The 17,190-nt window shown below is 65.9% G+C and carries 17 protein-coding genes; 12 read left to right on the plus strand and 5 right to left on the minus strand.

The features are described 5' to 3' along the window. The first annotated feature begins 181 nt into the window (after positions 1-181). The 9 genes from AC07M7_RS10105 (at position 182) to hslU (ending at position 8,050) form a co-directional block, all read left to right on the plus strand. Positions 182-2,314 (plus strand): S9 family peptidase, encoded by a 2,133-nt coding sequence (locus AC07M7_RS10105; RefSeq protein ID WP_046985002.1) that lies wholly within the window; start codon positions 182-184, stop codon positions 2,312-2,314. 55 nt (positions 2,315-2,369) lie between these two features. Continuing rightward, positions 2,370-2,792 carry a YbaN family protein gene (locus AC07M7_RS10110; protein ID WP_046985003.1) on the plus strand — a complete coding sequence of 141 codons (423 nt, stop codon included), beginning with the start codon at positions 2,370-2,372 and terminating at the stop codon, positions 2,790-2,792. Positions 2,793-2,920: 128 nt separating this feature from the next. After that, a complete protein-coding gene (lptM, locus tag AC07M7_RS10115; protein WP_012512147.1) occupies positions 2,921-3,193 on the plus strand; it encodes an LPS translocon maturation chaperone LptM in 273 nt (90 codons plus the stop codon). Beyond that, entirely contained in the window at positions 3,186-4,037 is an 852-nt protein-coding gene (dapF, locus tag AC07M7_RS10120) for a diaminopimelate epimerase (RefSeq protein WP_428709878.1), read from the plus strand. Before lptM ends, dapF begins: the two co-directional genes overlap by 8 nt. Beyond that, positions 4,034-4,708 carry a DUF484 family protein gene (locus AC07M7_RS10125; RefSeq protein WP_006393359.1) on the plus strand — a complete coding sequence of 225 codons (675 nt, stop codon included), beginning with the start codon at positions 4,034-4,036 and terminating at the stop codon, positions 4,706-4,708. Before dapF ends, AC07M7_RS10125 begins: the two co-directional genes overlap by 4 nt. Positions 4,709-4,721: 13 nt before the next feature. Then, positions 4,722-5,612: a tyrosine recombinase XerC gene (xerC, locus tag AC07M7_RS10130; protein ID WP_046985005.1), complete on the plus strand. Its 891-nt coding sequence runs from the start codon at positions 4,722-4,724 to the stop codon at positions 5,610-5,612. 78 nt (positions 5,613-5,690) lie between these two features. Then, positions 5,691-5,891, plus strand: coding sequence for a DUF3079 domain-containing protein (locus AC07M7_RS10135; protein ID WP_046985006.1), 201 nt, complete (start codon positions 5,691-5,693; stop codon positions 5,889-5,891). Between the two features lie 173 nt (positions 5,892-6,064). Beyond that, positions 6,065-6,616 (plus strand): ATP-dependent protease subunit HslV, encoded by a 552-nt coding sequence (gene hslV, locus AC07M7_RS10140; protein ID WP_005411093.1) that lies wholly within the window; start codon positions 6,065-6,067, stop codon positions 6,614-6,616. Between the two features lie 60 nt (positions 6,617-6,676). Beyond that, on the plus strand, positions 6,677-8,050 hold the full coding sequence (gene hslU, locus AC07M7_RS10145) for an ATP-dependent protease ATPase subunit HslU (protein ID WP_046985007.1): 1,374 nt from the start codon (positions 6,677-6,679) through the stop codon (positions 8,048-8,050). Between the two features lie 109 nt (positions 8,051-8,159). On the opposite strand, the gene AC07M7_RS10150 is transcribed toward hslU, so the two are convergent. Both AC07M7_RS10150 and smeT read right to left on the minus strand, forming a co-directional pair. After that, positions 8,160-9,152, minus strand: coding sequence for a Gfo/Idh/MocA family protein (locus tag AC07M7_RS10150; RefSeq protein ID WP_337302209.1), 993 nt, complete (start codon positions 9,150-9,152; stop codon positions 8,160-8,162). A 44-nt stretch (positions 9,153-9,196) separates the two neighbouring features. Then, the gene (gene smeT / locus AC07M7_RS10155; RefSeq protein ID WP_046985009.1) at positions 9,197-9,856 is read right to left on the minus strand and encodes an efflux transporter SmeDEF transcriptional repressor SmeT; all 660 of its coding nucleotides are present in this window, start codon (positions 9,854-9,856) and stop codon (positions 9,197-9,199) included. 227 nt (positions 9,857-10,083) lie between these two features. Between smeT and smeD the strand changes: the two genes are divergently transcribed. From smeD to smeF, 3 genes are all read left to right on the plus strand, one after another. Then, positions 10,084-11,265 (plus strand): multidrug efflux RND transporter periplasmic adaptor subunit SmeD, encoded by a 1,182-nt coding sequence (smeD, locus tag AC07M7_RS10160; RefSeq protein ID WP_495207308.1) that lies wholly within the window; start codon positions 10,084-10,086, stop codon positions 11,263-11,265. Positions 11,266-11,277: 12 nt separating this feature from the next. Next, on the plus strand, positions 11,278-14,400 hold the full coding sequence (gene smeE, locus AC07M7_RS10165) for a multidrug efflux RND transporter permease subunit SmeE (RefSeq protein WP_495207309.1): 3,123 nt from the start codon (positions 11,278-11,280) through the stop codon (positions 14,398-14,400). A 97-nt stretch (positions 14,401-14,497) separates the two neighbouring features. Next, on the plus strand, positions 14,498-15,883 hold the full coding sequence (smeF, locus tag AC07M7_RS10170) for a multidrug efflux RND transporter outer membrane subunit SmeF (RefSeq protein WP_046985012.1): 1,386 nt from the start codon (positions 14,498-14,500) through the stop codon (positions 15,881-15,883). A 108-nt stretch (positions 15,884-15,991) separates the two neighbouring features. Here the strand turns inward: smeF and AC07M7_RS10175 are convergent, their stop codons facing one another. The 3 genes from AC07M7_RS10175 to AC07M7_RS10185 all read right to left on the minus strand — a co-directional run bounded on the left by AC07M7_RS10175 (position 15,992) and on the right by AC07M7_RS10185 (position 17,146). Then, positions 15,992-16,414, minus strand: coding sequence for a low affinity iron permease family protein (locus AC07M7_RS10175; RefSeq protein WP_012512139.1), 423 nt, complete (start codon positions 16,412-16,414; stop codon positions 15,992-15,994). A 73-nt stretch (positions 16,415-16,487) separates the two neighbouring features. Then, entirely contained in the window at positions 16,488-16,814 is a 327-nt protein-coding gene (locus tag AC07M7_RS10180) for a hypothetical protein (protein WP_006393104.1), read from the minus strand. A gap of 74 nt (positions 16,815-16,888) precedes the next feature. Further along, positions 16,889-17,146: a hypothetical protein gene (locus tag AC07M7_RS10185; RefSeq protein WP_295382056.1), complete on the minus strand. Its 258-nt coding sequence runs from the start codon at positions 17,144-17,146 to the stop codon at positions 16,889-16,891. Positions 17,147-17,190: the final 44 nt, after the last annotated feature.

Here is a 17,190-nt window from a genome sequence, read left to right on the forward strand (position 1 = left end):
GCGTGCCGGGGTCGGATCCCATTTGCGTGCAAAAGGGCTCTGACCCGGAGGAGGGGCGCGCGCGATCCATGACGATCCGCAGGGTTGCCGCATTGCCGGGATTGGGGTCAGATCCCTTTTCGGGAAAAGGGATCTGACCCCGTCGAAGACCATTGCATTGATGCACCAGGAGCCTTATCTCATGAAATCCACCCTCTGCCTGTTGCTTGCCAGCCTGATGACCACCACCGCTACCGCCGCCACTCCGCCCGTTCCGCCGGATGCCGCCAAGCATCCGCACGTGGTCAAGGCGCCGTTCGGTGCGACCCGCAACGATGACTATTACTGGCTGCGCGACGACAAACGCGAGAACAAGGACATGCTGGCCTACCTGCAGGCCGAGAATGCCTATGCCGACCAGCTGCTGGCACCGCTGAAGCCACTGGAAGACACCCTGTACAAGGAGATCGTCGGCCGCATCAAGCAGGACGATTCCAGTGTGCCGGCGCGTGAGCGCGGCTACTGGTACTACAGCCGCTACGAGACCGGCCAGGACTACCCCATCCATGCGCGCCGCAAGGGTGCGATGGAAGCGCCCGAGGAGATCCTGCTCGACGTCAATGCACTGGCCGCCGGCAAGGGTTACTTCAGTGTCGGCTCGATGGAGGTCAGCCAGGACAACCAGCTGTTGGCCTGGGCAGATGATGACGTCGGCCGCCGCCAGTACACCATCCGCTTCAAGGACCTGCGCACCGGCCAGGTGCTGCCCGATGTGATCAGCGGCAGCTCCGGTGATCTGGTCTGGGCCGACGACAACCGCACCGTGCTGTACGTCGAGAACGATCCGGAAACGCTGTTGACCGTGCGCGTGAAGAAGCACGTGCTGGGCACACCGGCCAGTGCCGACACCGTCGTCTACGAAGAGAAGGACGACAGTTTCTACATGGGCATCGGCCGCACCCGCGACGACCGCTTCATCACCATCGGCGTGCACAGCACCGTGTCCTCGGAGGAGCGCTACGCGCCGGCCAGTGATCCGACCACCTTCACCGTGCTTGCGCCGCGCCAGCGCGATGTCGAGTATGACGCTGACCACTACGATGGCCGCTGGGTGATCCGCACCAACGACGGTGCGAAGAACTTCAAGCTGGTCACCGCGCCTACCGATGCCACCTCGCGCTCGCAGTGGCAGGACTGGATCGCGCACGACGCTGCGGTGTTCATCGAAGGCTTCGAGCTGTTCGACAGCTATACCGCCATCGCCGAACGTTCCGAGGGCCTGGAGCGCATCCGCCTGCTGTTCAAGGATGGCCGCAGCGATTACGTGAAGGCTGATGAGCCGGCGTATTCGATGGGCCTGGGCGACAACACCGAGGCCGATACGCCGTGGTTGCGTTACGTCTACACCTCGATGACCACCCCGACCACGGTGTTCGAGCTGAACACTGCCACGGGCGAGCGCCGTCAGCTGAAGCAGCAGCCGGTGATCGGCTATGACGTATCGAAGTACGAAACCGACCGCGTGTGGATCACCGCCCGCGACGGGGTCAAGGTGCCGGTGTCGCTGGTCTACCGCAAGGGCTACCAGAAGGATGGCAAGGGCGCGCTGTTCCAGTACGCCTACGGCAGCTACGGCATGTCGATGGACCCATACTTCAACCAGACCGCGGTGAGCCTGCTCGATCGCGGCGTGGTGTATGCCATTGCGCATATCCGCGGAGGCCAGGAAATGGGCCGTGACTGGTACGAGAACGGCAAGCTGCTGCACAAGCAGAACACCTTCAACGATTTCATCGACGTCACCCGTGGCCTGGTGGCACAGGGATGGGCGGCGAAAGATCGCGTGGCCGCCTCCGGTGGCAGCGCCGGCGGCCTGCTGATGGGCGCGGTGGCCAACCAGGCGCCGCAGGACTATCGGGTGATGGTGGCGCAGGTGCCGTTCGTCGACGTGGTCACCACCATGCTCGATCCGACCATTCCGCTGACCACCAACGAATACGACGAGTGGGGCAACCCGGAGCAGAAGCCGTACTACGACTACATGCTGTCCTACTCGCCCTATGACAACGTGAAGAAGCAGGCCTACCCGGCGCTGTTCGTGGGCACCGGCCTGTGGGATTCGCAGGTGCAGTATTGGGAGCCGGCCAAGTGGGTGGCCAAGCTGCGTGACGACAACACCGGTCATCTTCCGATCCTGTTCCGCACCAACATGGAAGCTGGTCACGGTGGCAAGTCGGGGCGCTTCCAGCGCTACCGTGAGCTGTCCGAGTCATACGCCTTCGTGCTGCAGCAGCTGGGTATCCAGGACCCGGCCGGCGCCGCTGCGGCGGAATGAGGCAGGGTGGCGGCGGTGATATCGCCGCCGCCACCGCTCTGGGTATCCTTGTGCGATGAGCCAGCCCGACCCACCCGTTGCCAAAGCATCGTCCGCGCCGGTCCGGCCGGTACGTTTCCGCTGGGCCTGGTGGCTGCTGGCGTACGTCAGCCTCGGCACCGGCATCGTCGGCATCTTCGTGCCGGGCCTGCCGACCACCGTATTCATCCTGATCTCGGCCTGGGCCGCTTCGCGCGGTTCCGAGCGCCTGCACAACTGGTTGCTGCAACACCCGCGTTTCGGCCCGGCCATCGCCAACTGGCAGGCGCATGGCGCGGTCAGCCGTTATGGCAAGTGGATGGCCACGGTCACCATGGCGGTGTGCGCCGGCATCATGCTGTGGTGCGTGCCGATCGCCTGGGTGAAGTGGTTCTCGATCGGAAGCATGACCGTGGTGGCGATCTGGTTGTGGACCCGGCCGTTGCCGCCACCCGAGTAACGTCCCCCGCCGGGCATGATCCGGCGCTACCAGGGGGCCCGGTTGCGGTGGCGCCGGGCCATGCCCGGCGGATGCGCGGCACGGCACCCTGCACCAACCGCTCAGCCGCCAATGGCTATACTCGGGGCATGAAGATCCCCCATCGAAACGCCATCCTGATTCCGCTGGCAGCGGCTTCGCTGCTGCTCCTCGCCGCCTGCGGCAACAAGGGCCCGCTGGTACTGCCGCAGAAGCCGGTGCCGGTGGAAGAACTGGTCGAACCGGTTGCCGAGCCCGCCAACGAAGCGACTCCGGCGGAGACCCAGGGCACCGGCACCCCGGCCACGACCGTGGACCCGGCCGCGCCGACGACCCAGCCGGCGCCTGCGCCCGCGAAGAAGGTGGGCAGCGGGAATGAGTGAGGCCGGTTCCAAGGCGCTGCGTTTCAGCAAGATGCACGGCGCGGGCAATGATTTCGTAGTGATCGACCTGCGTGACAGCACCGTGCCGCCTACGCCCGAGCTGGCCGCGCGCTTGGCCGATCGCCACACCGGTGTCGGCTGCGATCAGATCCTGACCATCGAAGCGCCGCGTGCGGAAGGCTCGGTGGCTTCGTACCGGATCTGGAATGCCGATGGTTCCAATTCCGAACAGTGTGGCAACGGTGCGCGCTGCATCGCCGCCTGGCTGGTGCGCGAGGGCAGTGCACAGGGCGATGCGTTCGTCATCGACAGCCCGCTGGCCAGCCACGAAGTGAAGGTGCTGGGCGATGGCCAGTACGCGGTGACCATGGGCGTGCCCGCGTTCGAGCCGGCCAACGTGCCGCTGGTGGGCTTCGCCCATCCGCGCGAGGAGTACCTGCTGCCGCTGCAGGGCGAGACCGTGCGTTTTGCCGCAGTGTCGATGGGCAATCCGCACGCGGTGATTGAAGTCGGCCTGATCGATGCCGCACCGGTCGAGCGCGTCGGTTCGCTGCTGCAGCAGCATGCGTCGTTCCCGCGTTCGGTGAACGTGGGCTTCGCCCAGGTGATGAGCCCCGCGCATGCACGCCTGCGCGTGTTCGAGCGCGGCGTCGGCGAAACCCTGGCCTGCGGCAGCGGTGCCTGTGCCGCTGCGGTGACCCTGATGCAGCGTGGCCGCTTGCAGCGCGATGCGCGCATCAGCCTGCCCGGTGGTGACCTCCGCATCCAGTGGCCGGGTGATGGCCAGCCGGTGGTAATGGCCGGCCCGACTGCATTCGTCTTCGAAGGGGAGTGGATCGCATGACCGAAACCGTCGACAAGCTCGGGGCCCACGAAGTTGCTGCCTGGTTGCGGCGTCATCCCGGCTTCCTCAAGCAGTTCCCGGACCTGGCCCTGACCCTGGTGGTGCCCCGCGATGACGGCCCGACCGCATCGCTGGCCAGCTACCAGCTGGAAGTGCTGCGTGAGAAGAACCGCGAGCTCGCGCGACGCTTGGCCGATCTGGGCGCCACCGCGCAGGTCAACGAGCGTCTGGCGGTGCGTACGCACCAGCTGACCCTGGCGCTGATGAAGCAGGACAACGCCGCCGACACCCTGCGTGCGATGGCCGCCTCGCTGCAGGAAGACTTCGCCGGCGACCTGGTGCGGTTGGTGGTGCACACGCCGGTGGCGGGACTGGAACAGGCAGACTGGCTGCAGGTGATCGCCGCCGATGATGCGCAGCTCGGTCCGTTCCGCGATTGCCTGAAGGACGGCGAGCCGATCTGTGGCCGCCTGCAGCCGGAAAAGAACGCCGTGCTGTATGGCGTACGCAGCGAAGAAGTGCAGACCACCGCATTGCTGCCACTGCCGGGCGTAGGCCTGATCGCGGTCGGCAGCCATGACCCGAACCGCTTCTACCCGGGCATGGGCACGCTGTTCCTGCGCATGATGGGCGATGCGCTGGTCACCGGCCTGAAGCGCTTCCCGGGCTGAGCAGGACACGACGATGAGCGCGGTACAGGCCTTCCTGCAGCACCTGCAGGTGGAGCGGCGGATGTCGGCGCATACGCTTGATGCCTATCGCCGCGACCTGGACGCTCTGTCGGTGTGGGCCGAGCCGCGGGGCGTGGTGGTGGAAGCACTCGATGCCGAAACGCTGCGCCAGTTCGTCGCCGATGAACACCGCCGCGGACTGTCGGCCAAGAGCCTGCAGCGCCGCTTGTCTGCCTGCCGCAGCTTCTACGCCTGGCTGCTCAAGCACGACCGTATCGAGGTCAACCCGGCGGCGACGCTGAAGGCGCCGCGCGCGCCACGTCGGCTGCCGCAGGTGCTCGATGCCGATGAAGCCGTGCAGCTGGTTGAACTGGAGCCCGAGGGTGAACTCGGCCGTCGTGATCGCGCGTTGCTGGAACTGTTCTATTCCTCCGGCCTGCGCCTGAGCGAAGTGTGTGCGTTGACCTGGCGCGATCTTGATTTTGCCAGCGGCCTGGTCAACGTGATGGGCAAGGGCAATCGCCAGCGCCGGGTGCCGTTCGGCCGACCAGCGCGCGAAGCGCTGCAGGCATGGCGTGCGGAAAGTGGTGGTGGCCCGGCAATGCCGGTGTTTCCCGGTCGCAACGGGTCGATCAGCCAACGCGCGGTGCAGATCCGCATCCGCCAGCTGGCGCAGCGCCAGGGCCTGTTCAAGCACGTGCATCCGCACATGCTGCGGCATAGTTTCGCCAGCCATATCCTGGAATCCTCCGGCGACCTGCGCGGCGTGCAGGAGTTGCTCGGCCATGCCGACATCGCCACCACGCAGATCTATACCCACCTCGATTTCCAGCATCTGGCCAAGGTCTACGACGCCGCGCATCCACGTGCGAAGCGTCGCAGCAAGGACGACAAGGCTGAATAGACCGCCCTTGATCTGGATCAGGGCTGGGCGGATGCAACCGGCGCACCGTGGCCGCAGGCCACGAGGAAACTGCCTGCCATGGCGAAGCCCATTCCGCTGCACCCCAGGCATCCCGAGCGCATCTGCTGGGGCTGCGACCGCTACTGCGCGGCTGACGCGCTGGCCTGCGGCAATGGTTCCGGCCGGACCCAGCATCCGATCGAGACGCAGGGGGAGGACTGGTACATTGCCTGGGGCATCGAGCCCAATCCGGAGCGGCCGTCGCAGGCAAAACGTTGAACGACAGGCGTTCCACGTTCGGGCGGCGGGGTCCGCGCGCATTGCGATGCGTTCGTTGAAAGGGCGCCCGCCTGCCCATGGCGCGCCGCCAAGCGCTGAACGGCAGCCATCCGCACAGGCTTGATCGCACCCGGCGCTGTCCCCATCTCCCGGGAACAGCTATCGGAGGCCGCATGGACCCCAGTCAGAATCCCAACGTTTTCCACGCCACCACCATCGTCTGCGTCCGTCGCGGCGAGCACGTGGCCATTGCCGGCGACGGCCAGGTCACGCTGGGCCACACCGTGATGAAGGGCAATGCGCGCAAGGTGCGACGCCTTGGCCGTGACGGCCAGGTGCTGGCCGGCTTCGCCGGTGCCGCCGCCGATGCCTTCACCCTGTTCGAGCTGTTCGAGGCCAAGCTGGAAAAGCACGGCCAGCTGCAGCGCGCTGCGGTCGAGCTGGCCAAGGATTGGCGCACCGAGCGCCGTCTGGGCAAGCTCGAAGCCCTGCTGGCCGTGGCCGACAAGGAAACCTCGCTGATCATCAGCGGCACCGGTGATGTGATCGAGCCGGAGGACGGCATCATCGCCATCGGTTCCGGTGGTTCCTATGCACTTTCCGCCGCCCGCGCGCTGATGGCGCACACAGAACTGGATGCGCGCACCATCGCCAGTGAAGCGATCGGCATCGCCGGCGACATCTGCATCTATACCAACCGCAACGTGGTGGTCGAGGAGCTGTAACGCTCCCCGATCCGCCGGGCATGGCCCGGCGCTACCGACAACGAATTCGTGAGCACATCCATGTCGAAGATCGAAGTTTCCTCCGCCACCATGACCCCGCGCGAGATCGTGCAGGAGCTGGACCGGCATATCGTGGGCCAGCACGACGCCAAGCGCGCGGTGGCCATCGCCCTGCGCAACCGCTGGCGTCGCATGCAGCTGGTGCCTGAGCTGCGCAATGAGGTGATGCCGAAGAACATCCTGATGATCGGCCCGACCGGCGTCGGCAAGACCGAGATCGCACGCCGCCTGGCCACGCTGGCCAACGCGCCGTTCGTCAAGGTCGAAGCAACCCGCTTCACCGAAGTCGGCTACGTCGGCAAGGACGTCGAGCAGATCATCCGTGACCTGGCCGATACCGCAGTGAAGCTTTACCGCGAACAGGCCAAGGTGCGCGTGCGTACCCAGGCCGAAGAGCGCGCCGAAGACCGCATCCTTGATGCGCTGCTGCCGCGACGTAGTGGCGGCATCGGTTTCGATCCGGAGGTGGCGCGCAACGAGCCGTCGGCACAGGACAACGAGACCCGCATCAAGTTCCGCAAGATGCTGCGCAATGGTGAGTTGGACGACCGCGAGATCGAGCTCGACCTGGCCGCCAACGTCAGCATGGACATCATGACCCCGCCGGGCATGGAGGAAATGGGCCAGCAGCTGAAGTCGATGTTCGCCAACCTCGGTGGTGGCGCCAAGGCGCACAAGCGCACGCTGACCATCAAGGCCGCGCGTCCGCTGCTGATCGAAGAAGAAGCCGGCAAGCTGGTCAACGAGGACGACATCCGTACCGCGGCGATCGAAGCCTGCGAGCAGCACGGCATCGTTTTCATCGACGAGATCGACAAGGTCGCCAAGCGTGGTGACAACGTGGGTGGTGGCGACGTCTCGCGCGAAGGCGTGCAGCGCGACCTGCTGCCGCTGGTGGAAGGCTCCAACGTGTCCACCAAGTACGGCACGATCAAGACCGACCACATCCTGTTCATTGCCTCCGGCGCATTCCACCTGGCCAAGCCCAGCGACCTGATTCCCGAGCTGCAGGGTCGTTTCCCGATCCGTGTCGAGCTGGGTGCGCTGAGCAAGAACGATTTCGTGCGCATCCTGACCGAACCGAAGGCCGCGCTGACCAAGCAGTACGAGGCGCTGCTGGCCACCGAGGGCGTCAAGGTCAGCTTCACCGCCGATGCCATCGATCGCCTGGCCGAGATCGCCTTCCAGGTGAACGAGCGCCAGGAGAACATCGGTGCGCGCCGCCTGCACACCGTGCTGGAGCGGTTGCTGGATTCGCTCAGCTACGAAGCACCGGACCGTGATGGCGAGACCCTTGCAATCGACAGCGCCTACGTCGATACGCACCTGGGCGAGCTGGTGCAGGATCCGGACCTCAGCCGCTACATCCTGTAACGCAGAAGGCCGCTATCCGATGGGGGCGGATCCCTCGCCGTAGCGAGGGCTCTGACCCCGGCCGCTGCAACATGGAAGGCTGCCGCAAGGCGGCCTTCTTCGTTGATGGTCAGCGCGATTGCCGTGTGCGGTAGGCCTGCAGCACCTGATCCATCACCGCATTGGTGCGGGCGGCGCTGACGCCGGTTGACGGCGAGTGGCCGTTGCCGCGCAGCTCATCGACCAGAGTGGCGATCAACGGCTGCTGGATCGACGGCGGGTTCGGGATGTCGAACGCCTGCACGCCGGCCTCGGTCTCCAGTACTACCGGAACATCATCGAAGGTGGCAAAGCGCAGCTGACCGTGGTCGCCGGTGATCTCGACTTCATCCTGGCGGCGGAACGCGCAGAAACTCCACTGCGCGATGCCATGCACCCCCCGACCGGCACGAAAGCACATCGAGACGCTGTCCTCGGCGGCATACGCGCCTGCCTGCGAACTGGCCAGGCCACGCACATCGGTCAAAGGCCCGAGCAGGTGATCGAGCAGGTCCAGGGTGTGCGAGCCCAGATCAACGAACAGGCCGCCGCCGGAGATTGCCGGGTTGGTCCGCCAGAAGTCCGGCGACGCGGCATTCGCCGAGTGCGGTCGATGCAGGGTGGCGCGCACGCTGCGCGGTTCACCGATCGCGCCGCTGTCCAGCAGCTGCTTCACCTTCTCGAAGCGGGGCAGGGCGCGGCGGTAATAGGCTACGAACACCGGTACGCCGCTGCGTGCGCTGGCCTCCATGATGCGTTGGCACTGGTCATGGTCCATGGCCATCGGCTTTTCGATGTAGACCGGCTTGCCCGCGGCAATCGCCTTCAATGCGTAATGCATGTGCGTGGAAGGCGGCGTCGCAACGTAGATCGCGTTCACTTCCGGATCGGCGATGAGCGCATCGGCATCGGCGTACCAGCGGGGAATCGCATGGCGCCGTGCGTAGTCTTCGGCCAGTGCCGCATTGCGGCGCATCACCGCGGCCACCCGTGAGCCGGGCGCGCCGGCCAGAGCCGGGCCGCTTTTCTTCTCGGTGACGCTGCCGCAACCGATGAAGCCCCACGCCACATTGTCCAGGATCATGGGGCCGTCCTCACATGGGGCCGTCGTGGCGGCAGCAATGCCGCTCACGCCTCCGGCAGCGGCTCGGGTACTGTGCCCGGCACGAACACGCCTTCCTTCACGTAGGCGGCCAGGGTCATGTCCAGCGCCAGCATGCCATCGCGCTTGAGGTCCATCAGGTCCGGTTCGACCATCGCCCCGTGCAGCACGCCCAGTACCGTGGCATGCAGCATGCGTGCGGCGATCTTCGGGTCCGCACCCTCGCGCAGCTGGCCCAGGTCCTGGGCACGGCGCAGGGCGCGTTCCATGCGGTCCAGGGCATCGCGGAAGCCGCTCTGCTGCAGTTCGGTCAGCACCCTGGTGTCGGCCGAGGCATCGCTGCGCAGCATGATTTCCATGGTCTTGCGCAGGCGCTCGTCCTCGGACAGCTCGATGAACGAGTGGATCATCACCGCGCGCAGGTCATGCACCGGGGTGTCGCGCTGGTCGGTGGAGGTGCGCTCCAGTTCCTGCATGAAAGGCAGGTGCACGCGCTCGACGATCGCGGTCAGCACCTCGCTCTTGTTCTTGAAGTGCCAGTAGACCGCGCCGCGGGTATAGCCGGCACGGGCACCGATCATCTCCAGCGTGGTACGGGCCACGCCGTGTTCATGGAAGCAGGCTTCGGCGGCGTCAAGGATGCCTTCCCGGGTTGCCTGGGTGTCCTCTTTGGTCTTGCGGGCCATGGGTAGGTACGAGTGCGGGTGAAACGTGGCTGAATTGTACCTGTTTACAAACAAACACGCATGTATGTATATTTCGTTCCCATCATTCCCGTCGTGTGCGTGGCAGGCCCGTCCTGGCTCCCACTCCACCCGGGTGGGCGCTGTCCGTGCGGCCTTCCCTCCAGCAAGGAGAGGGGGCGCCTTGTCAGCCCCTGCTGAGATCCCTCCCTTCAAGAGCCATTCCCATCATGTTGCTGAGCCGAATCCGACCCTTCGCGTTGTCGCTGGCGATCGCTGCCACCGTCGCTGCCTGCGGCGGCCAACCCCAGGCGCCCGAACAGGGACCGGGCCAGGTCAGCGTGGTCACGCTGAAGTCCGAGACCGTCGGGCTGACCCGTGAGCTGCCGGGCCGCACCAACGCCTTCCTGGTGGCCGAGGTGCGCCCGCAGGTCAATGGCATCGTCGCCAAGCGCCTGTTCACCGAGGGCGGGATGGTCAAGGCCGGCGAGCCGCTGTACCAGATCGAAGACGCCAGCTACCGCGCCCAGGCCAACAGTGCGCGTGCACAGCTGGCCCGCGCCGAAGCCACCGCCAATGCAGCGCGGCTGAGCGCCAAGCGCATCACCGAACTTGCCAAGGTCGACGCGGTCAGCCAGCAGGATCTGGAAAACGCCGTGGCCGCGCAGAAGCAGGCAGAAGCTGATGTCGGCGCCGCCAAGGCCTCACTGGATGCCGCCAACGTGACCCTCGGCTATGCGCGCATCACCGCGCCGATCAGCGGCCGCATCGGCAAGTCCAGCGTCACCCAGGGCGCGCTGGTCAGCGCCGGGCAGGCAACGGCGCTGGCAACCGTGCAGCAGCTGGACCCGATCTACGTCGACCTGACCCAGTCCTCGGCCGAGCTGCTGCAGCTGCGCCGCGAACTGGCCGCCGGCCGCCTGCAGGACAACCAGCAGACGCCGGTCAGCATCCTGATGGAAGACGGCAGCACCTTCGAACACAAGGGCACGCTGGAGTTCTCCGAAGTCAGCGTCGATCCGGCCACCGGCAGCTTCGCGCTGCGGGTCAGGGTCGACAACCCCGACGGTCTGCTGATGCCGGGCATGTACGTGCGCGCGGTGATCGGCGGCGGTGTGCGCAGCGACGCAGTGCTGGTGCCGATGCAGGGCATCGCCCGTGATCCGAAGGGTGATACCAGCGCGATGGTGGTCGGCAAGGACAACAAGGTCGAAGTGCGCCCGGTCAAGGTCAGCCGCACCGTCGGCGACAGGTGGCTGGTCGAGGACGGCCTGAAGGCCGGCGACAAGGTCATCGTCGAAGGCCTGCAGAAAATCGGCCCGGGCATGCCCGTGAATGCCACCGAACAGGGCGCCGCCCCGGCCAAGCCGGCCGCCGCCCAACCTGCAGCTGCGGCCGCAGGCGCGAAGTAAGCGGAGAACTCCATGGCACGTTTCTTCATCGATCGACCCATCTTCGCGTGGGTCATCGCGATCATCATCATGCTCGCCGGCGGCCTGGCCCTGTTCAAGCTGCCGATCTCGATGTACCCCAACGTCGCACCGCCGGCGGTGGAAATCAGCGCCAGCTACCCGGGTGCTTCGGCCAAGGTGGTCGAAGACTCGGTGACGCAGATCATCGAGCAGAACATGAAGGGCCTTGATGGCCTGATCTACTTCTCCTCCAACAGCTCGTCCAACGGCCAGGCCACCATCACCCTGACCTTCGAGAGCGGCACCAACCCGGACATCGCCCAGGTGCAGGTGCAGAACAAGCTGCAGCTGGCCATGCCGCTGCTGCCGCAGGAAGTACAGCGGCAGGGCATCAACGTGGCCAAGTCCAGCTCGGGCTTCCTCAACGTCATCGCCTTCGTGTCCGAAGACGGCAGCATGGATGCCAACGACATCGCCGACTACGTCGGTTCCAATGTCGTCGACCGTCTCAGCCGCGTGCCGGGCGTGGGCAACATCCAGGTATTCGGTGGCAAGTACGCCATGCGCATCTGGCTGGACCCGAACAAGCTGCACACCTATGGCCTGTCGGTTCCGGAAGTGACCGCCGCGATCAAGGCGCAGAACGCACAGGTGGCGATCGGCCAGCTGGGTGGTGCGCCGTCGGTGAAGGGCCAGCAGCTCAACGCCACCATCAACGCGCAGTCGCGCCTGCAGACTCCGGAACAGTTCCGCAACATCATCGTGCGCGGCGCGCAGGACGGTGCCGAACTGCGCCTGGGCGATGTTGCCCGCGTCGAGCTGGGCGCCGAGTCGTACGACTTCGTCACCCGCTACAACGGGCAGCCGGCCAGCGGCCTGGCGGTCACCCTGGCCACCGGCGCCAACGCACTGGATACCGCTGCCGGTGTCGATGAGACCCTGAAGGAGCTGGAAGGCTTCTTCCCGGCCGGCCTGAAGGCCGAGATCCCGTACGACACCACTCCGTTCGTGCGCGTGTCGATCAAGGGTGTGGTGCAGACCCTGCTCGAAGCGATCGTGCTGGTGTTCGTGGTGATGTACCTGTTCCTGCAGAACTTCCGCGCCACCCTGATCCCGACCATCGCCGTGCCGGTGGTGCTGCTGGGTACCTTCGGCGTGCTCTCGGTGCTGGGCTTCTCGGTGAACATGCTGACCATGTTCGCGATGGTGCTGGCCATCGGCCTGTTGGTGGACGATGCCATCGTGGTGGTGGAGAACGTCGAGCGCATCATGTCCGAAGAAGGACTATCGCCGCTGGAGGCCACCCGCAAGTCGATGGGCCAGATCACCGGCGCACTGGTGGGTATCGGTCTCGTGTTGTCGGCGGTGTTCGTGCCGATGGCCTTCATGAGCGGCTCCACCGGCGTGATCTACCGGCAGTTCTCGGCCACGATCGTTTCGGCGATGGCATTGTCGGTGCTGGTGGCGATCGTTCTGACCCCGGCACTGTGCGCCACCATGCTCAAGCCGCTGAAGAAGGGCGAGCACCACGTTGCACACAAGGGCTGGTCGGGCCGCTTCTTCAATGGCTTCAACCGCGGCTTCGACCGCACCAGCGAAAGCTACCAGCGTGGCGTGCGAGGCATCCTGCACCGCCCGTGGCGGTTCATGGGCATCGTCGCCGCACTGTTCCTGCTGATGGGCGTGCTGTTCGTGCGCCTGCCCAGCTCGTTCCTGCCCAATGAAGACCAGGGCGTGCTGATGGCGCTGGTGCAGGCACCGGTCGGTGCTACCCAGGAGCGCACGCTGGAGTCGATCGCCGCGCTTGAAAAGCACTTCATGGAAAACGAGAAGGACGCGGTCGAGTCGGTGTTTTCGGTGCAGGGCTTCAGCTTCGCCGGCATGGGCCAGAACGCGGGCATGGCCTTCGTCAAGCTGAAGGACTGGAAGGACCGTGATGCTGACAACGGCGTGATGCCGATCACCGGCCGCGCGATGGCAGCACTGGGCCAGATCAAGGATGCCTTCATCTTTGCCTTCCCGCCGCCGGCCATCCCAGAACTGGGCACCGCCTCGGGCTACACCTTCTTCCTGAAGGACAACAGCGGTCAGGGCCATGAAGCCCTGGTGGCGGCGCGCAACCAGCTGCTGGGCCTGGCGGCCCAGAGCAGCAAGCTGGCCAACGTGCGTCCGAACGGCCAGGAAGACACGCCGCAGTTCCGCATCGATATCGATGTGGCCAAGGCGACGTCGCTGGGGCTGTCGATCGACCAGATCAACACCACCCTGACCACCGCGTGGGGCAGCTCGTACATCGATGACTTCGTCGATCGTGGTCGCGTCAAGCGCGTATTCGTGCAGGCCGACCAGGCGTTCCGCATGGTGCCGGAGGACTTTGATCTCTGGTCGGTGAAGAACGACAAGGGCGAGATGGTTCCGTTCAGCGCCTTCGCCAGCAAGCGCTGGGACTACGGTTCGCCACGCCTGGAGCGTTACAACGGCGTGTCGGCCACCGAGATCCAGGGTGAGCCGGCGCCGGGCGTGGCCTCCGGTGATGCGATGGCCGAGATCGAACAGCTGGCCAAGCAGCTGCCGCAGGGCTTCGGTGTCGAGTGGACGGCGATGTCCTACCAGGAACGCCAGGCCGGTTCGCAGACACCGCTGCTGTACACGCTGTCGCTGATGATCGTGTTCCTGTGCCTTGCGGCCCTGTATGAAAGCTGGAGCGTGCCGACCTCGGTGCTGCTGGTTGCGCCGCTGGGTATCCTCGGTGCAGTGCTGGCCAATACCTTCCGCGGCATGGAACGCGACATCTACTTCCAGGTGGCGATGCTGACCACGGTGGGCCTGACCAGCAAGAACGCGATCCTGATCGTCGAATTCGCCAAGGAAAATCTGGAGAAGGGCGCGGGGCTGATCGAAGCGACGATGCACGCGGTCCGCGACCGCCTGCGTCCGATCATCATGACCTCGCTGGCCTTCGGCATGGGCGTGCTGCCGCTGGCGATCTCCAGCGGTGCCGGCTCCGGCGCCAAGCAGGCGATCGGCACCGGCGTGCTCGGCGGCATGGTCGTCGGCACGGTGCTCGGCGTGTTCTTCGTGCCGCTGTTCTTCGTCGTGGTGCAGCGCGTGTTCAAGCGCAAAACCGCCGAATGATGAAATCAGGCAGCGCCGGGCCATGCCCGGCGGATGTCTCACCGCGTAGCCGCCGGGTACGGCCCGGCGCTACCACCGTGATCCCCAAGGTGTTGCCATGAAGCTTCATTCCATTGCTGTTTCCATCGCCGCCGCGCTCGTGCTGGCCGGCTGCTCCACCCTGGTGCCGAAGGACACCGCCGTCGCTCCGGCCATTCCGGCGCAGTGGCCGGCCGAGGCCGCGCAGGGCCAGGTGGCTGACGTCGCCGCCGTCGGCTGGCGCGACTTCTTCACCGATGCGCGCCTGCAGCAGGTGATCGACCAGTCCCTGCAGAACAACCGCGACCTGCGTGTGGCGGTGCTCAATGTTGAACGTGCGCGTGGCCAGTACCGCGTGCAGCGCGCTGATCGCGTGCCGGGCGTGGCCGTTACCGGCCAGATGGATCGCCGTGGTACGGACGCTGGCGTCACCGAGCAGTTCACTGCCGGTGTTGGTGTGGCGGAGTTCGAGCTGGACCTGTTCGGTCGCGTGCGCAATCTCAGCGAGGCCGCCCTGCAGCAGTACTTCGCCGTGGCTGCGAACCGTCGCAACGCGCAGCTGAGCCTGGTCGCCGAGACCGCCACCGCGTGGTTGACCTACGGTGCGGACGCGCAGCGATTGAAGATCGCCGAAGCGACGCTGAAGACCTACGAGGATTCACTGCGACTGGCCGAGGCCCGCCACGAACGCGGTGGCAGTTCGGCACTGGAGCTGACCCAGACCCGCACCCTGGTCGAAACCGCACGCACCGACGCCGCACGCCTGCGTGGCCAGCTGGCCCAGGACCGCAACGCGCTGGCGCTGCTGGCCGGTGGCCAGCTCGACCCGGCGCTGCTGCCCGACGCTGTGGCGCCGAGCCTGCTGGCACTGGCGCCGCCGCCGGCCGGGCTGCCCAGCGACGTGCTGCTGCAACGCCCGGACATCATGTCCGCCGAGCATCAGCTGTTGGCCGCCAACGCCAGCATCGGTGCGGCGCGCGCGGCGTTCTTCCCGAGCATCTCGCTGACCGGCAGCATCGGCAGCGGTTCGAACGAACTGTCCAACCTGTTCGATAGTGGCACCCGCGTATGGAGCTTCCTGCCGAAGATCACGCTGCCGATCTTCCAGGGCGGCAAGCTGCGCGCGAACCTGGCCATCGCCAATGCCGATCGTGACATTGCATTGGCGCAGTACGAGAAGGCGATCCAGGTGGGCTTCCGCGAGACCGCCGACGCACTGGCGCTGAATGTCAGCCTGGATGAACAGGTCGCCTCGCAGCAGCGCCTGGTCGAGGCTGCCGAGCAGGCCAACCGCCTGTCGCAGGCACGCTATGACGCCGGCCTGGACAGCTTCGTGACCCTGCTCGACGCACGTCGTACCGCCTACAACGCGCAGCAGACGCAGCTGCAGGCGCAGCTGGCCCAGCAATCCAACCGCATCACCCTGTACAAGGTGCTGGGCGGCGGCTGGCACGAGCGCGGATAAGCAGCGCTTCTGGTAGGTGCCAACCTTGTTTGACACGGATGCGTCAGCGCAGGCGGCCGGCATTGTGCCAACCAAGGTTGGCACCTACCAGAGCAGGTAGCGCTACCTTCAGACCGCTTCATCATCCCGGCGCACGCCATGGCAGGCGCGCACGCGCGCCAGCGCGTCACCGGCCTCGCGGGCCATCTGCTCGTACTCGGCGCGGATCTCCTCCAGGCGCTCTTCATCCAGTTCTTCCAGGTCCAGAAGCTCGTTGTTGGCTTCGGCTGTCGCCCGGATCAGCTCGTCCAGCTTGATCTGCATCGCCGCGGTATCGGCGTTCTGCGTGTGCTGGATCAGGAACACCATCAGGAAGGTGATGATCGTGGTGCCGGTGTTGATCACCAGCTGCCAGGTGTCGTTGAAGCCAAACACGGGCCCGCTGATGCCCCATATCACCACGATCATCACCGCAGCCAGGAAGGTCCACGGCGAACCGGTGGCGGCCGCAGCCTTCTTGGCGATCGTATTGAACAGGTTTCTTGCTTTCATCGTCGTCGTCCCACTCAGGTGACGAGGATGATCGGCAGTGGCCCGTGCAGGGGCCGTGCAGCCGTAGTTCGGCTCAGGCGCGCAGGCGCGGAGCGTCCTGCAGCCGCACCGGGCTGGTCTGGTAGACATGCTGCCAGCAGCGGTCTACGAACTCGCGGGCCTGGGACTCGCTCAGCCTCGGCATGATCTGCAGCGCGTACTGGGTCTGGAACATCTCGTCGCGCTGGGCATTGCTTGCGCGCGGTTGGGTGATCAGCGAATCGCAGGCGAACTTGATCCACGGCACGTAGGAACCGAACGAGTTGTGCGGCAGTGCGCCGTCGGCATGCTGGCGGCGCCAGTGATCAAGCTCGGCATCGACATTGATGACCGGGGGAATGGTGGGGACTTCAGCGTGCATGTCGATCCAATCGGTTGAGGTGGATGGGAGTGGGGGTTCATCGCAGTGTGGCGTATGCGCCGGTGCATGCCGCGTCAGCGCGGCGTGCAGCCGGTGTTGCCATCGAGCAGCTGCGCGCGGGTCACGGCACCGAGGTCTTCGGCGATGTCGGCCATGGCATTGCACAGCCGCACATGATCACGCGGATGGGCGCGGATCACTTCCTGCTGCAGTCCCTGGTAAGCGGTCCAGAACGGCGCGGTGCGTCGATGCAACGCGAACTGCTGCGTCAATCGGTCGCGGATGCCGGCAAGGGCCGGGTCTGATGCAGGGCGTAGGGCGAGCGCGCACATGGCTGGCTCCGCCGGGGAAAGGGGCCCCGGTCATTCCACCCTAG

The organism is Stenotrophomonas sp. GW821-FHT09E08, assembly GCF_059416125.1.

Coding starts and splice junctions, on each gene's coding strand:
- AC07M7_RS10105 (WP_046985002.1), top strand. CDS start 182: ATGAAATCCACCCTCTGCCTGTTGCTTGCCAGCCTGATGACCACCACC.
- AC07M7_RS10110 (WP_046985003.1), top strand. CDS start 2,370: ATGAGCCAGCCCGACCCACCCGTTGCCAAAGCATCGTCCGCGCCGGTC.
- lptM (WP_012512147.1), top strand. CDS start 2,921: ATGAAGATCCCCCATCGAAACGCCATCCTGATTCCGCTGGCAGCGGCT.
- dapF (WP_428709878.1), top strand. CDS start 3,186: ATGAGTGAGGCCGGTTCCAAGGCGCTGCGTTTCAGCAAGATGCACGGC.
- AC07M7_RS10125 (WP_006393359.1), top strand. CDS start 4,034: ATGACCGAAACCGTCGACAAGCTCGGGGCCCACGAAGTTGCTGCCTGG.
- xerC (WP_046985005.1), top strand. CDS start 4,722: ATGAGCGCGGTACAGGCCTTCCTGCAGCACCTGCAGGTGGAGCGGCGG.
- AC07M7_RS10135 (WP_046985006.1), top strand. CDS start 5,691: ATGGCGAAGCCCATTCCGCTGCACCCCAGGCATCCCGAGCGCATCTGC.
- hslV (WP_005411093.1), top strand. CDS start 6,065: ATGGACCCCAGTCAGAATCCCAACGTTTTCCACGCCACCACCATCGTC.
- hslU (WP_046985007.1), top strand. CDS start 6,677: ATGTCGAAGATCGAAGTTTCCTCCGCCACCATGACCCCGCGCGAGATC.
- AC07M7_RS10150 (WP_337302209.1), bottom strand. CDS start 9,152: ATGATCCTGGACAATGTGGCGTGGGGCTTCATCGGTTGCGGCAGCGTC.
- smeT (WP_046985009.1), bottom strand. CDS start 9,856: ATGGCCCGCAAGACCAAAGAGGACACCCAGGCAACCCGGGAAGGCATC.
- smeD (WP_495207308.1), top strand. CDS start 10,084: ATGTTGCTGAGCCGAATCCGACCCTTCGCGTTGTCGCTGGCGATCGCT.
- smeE (WP_495207309.1), top strand. CDS start 11,278: ATGGCACGTTTCTTCATCGATCGACCCATCTTCGCGTGGGTCATCGCG.
- smeF (WP_046985012.1), top strand. CDS start 14,498: ATGAAGCTTCATTCCATTGCTGTTTCCATCGCCGCCGCGCTCGTGCTG.
- AC07M7_RS10175 (WP_012512139.1), bottom strand. CDS start 16,414: ATGAAAGCAAGAAACCTGTTCAATACGATCGCCAAGAAGGCTGCGGCC.
- AC07M7_RS10180 (WP_006393104.1), bottom strand. CDS start 16,814: ATGCACGCTGAAGTCCCCACCATTCCCCCGGTCATCAATGTCGATGCC.
- AC07M7_RS10185 (WP_295382056.1), bottom strand. CDS start 17,146: ATGTGCGCGCTCGCCCTACGCCCTGCATCAGACCCGGCCCTTGCCGGC.